Raw genomic sequence first — 959 nt, forward strand, 5'->3', positions numbered from 1 at the left:
GTGTTCATCTGCTGGGTATCGACCAGGGCACCGACAGTGGTCTGTGGATCCAGCGGGTTACCCGGTTTCCAGCCTTTCAGGGCCTCGACCACCATGGGCAGGAACTTGTCCTTGATCGAACGTTCGACCAGCAGGCGCGAACCTGCGGTGCACACTTCACCCTGGTTGAAGGCGATGGCACTGGCTGCGGCTTCGGCAGCGGCTTGCAGGTCCGGGGCGTCGGCGAAGACGATGTTCGGGCTCTTGCCACCCGCCTCCAGCCAGATGCGCTTCATGTTCGATTCGCCGGCATAGACCATCAGTTGCTTGGCAATCTTGGTCGAGCCGGTGAACACCAGGGTATCGACATCCATGTGCAAGGCCAGGGCCTTGCCCACGGTGTGACCGTAGCCTGGCAGCACGTTCAGTACGCCAGCCGGGATACCGGCATCGATGGCCAGTTGGGCGATGCGGATGGCGGTCAGCGGCGATTTCTCGGACGGCTTGAGCACCACCGAGTTACCGGTGGCCAGGGCCGGGCCAAGTTTCCAGCAGGCCATCAGCAGCGGGAAGTTCCACGGTACGATGGCACCGACCACGCCCACTGGCTCGCGGGTGACCAGGCCAAGCTGGTCATGCGGGGTCGGGGCGACTTCGTCGTAGACCTTGTCGATGGCTTCGGCGGTCCAATGGATGGCATTGGCAGCGCCCGGGATGTCGATGCTGGAGGAGTCACCGATCGGCTTGCCCATGTCCAGGGTTTCCAGCAGCGCCAGTTCTTCGACGTTCTTGCGCAGCAGGTCGGCGAAGCGGATCAGCTTGGCCTTGCGCTTGGCCGGGGCCAGTTGCGACCACACGCCGGAGTTGAAGGTGGCACGGGCGTTTTCCACAGCGCGGTTGGCGTCGGCCAGGTCGCAGCTGGCAACCTTGGCCAGGAAGCGTCCGTCGACCGGGCTCAGGCACTCGAAGGTTTCACCGGA

Annotated in this window: 1 protein-coding gene; it reads right to left on the minus strand. The window is 63.9% G+C overall.

Annotated features, from left to right (window positions below):
• On the minus strand, nucleotides 1-959 hold a 959-nt coding region (locus QSV36_RS14265), incomplete at both ends, for an aldehyde dehydrogenase family protein (RefSeq protein ID WP_289132545.1).

Source organism: Pseudomonas sp. BCRC 81390 (assembly GCF_030341915.1).
Lineage (GTDB): Bacteria > Pseudomonadota > Gammaproteobacteria > Pseudomonadales > Pseudomonadaceae > Aquipseudomonas.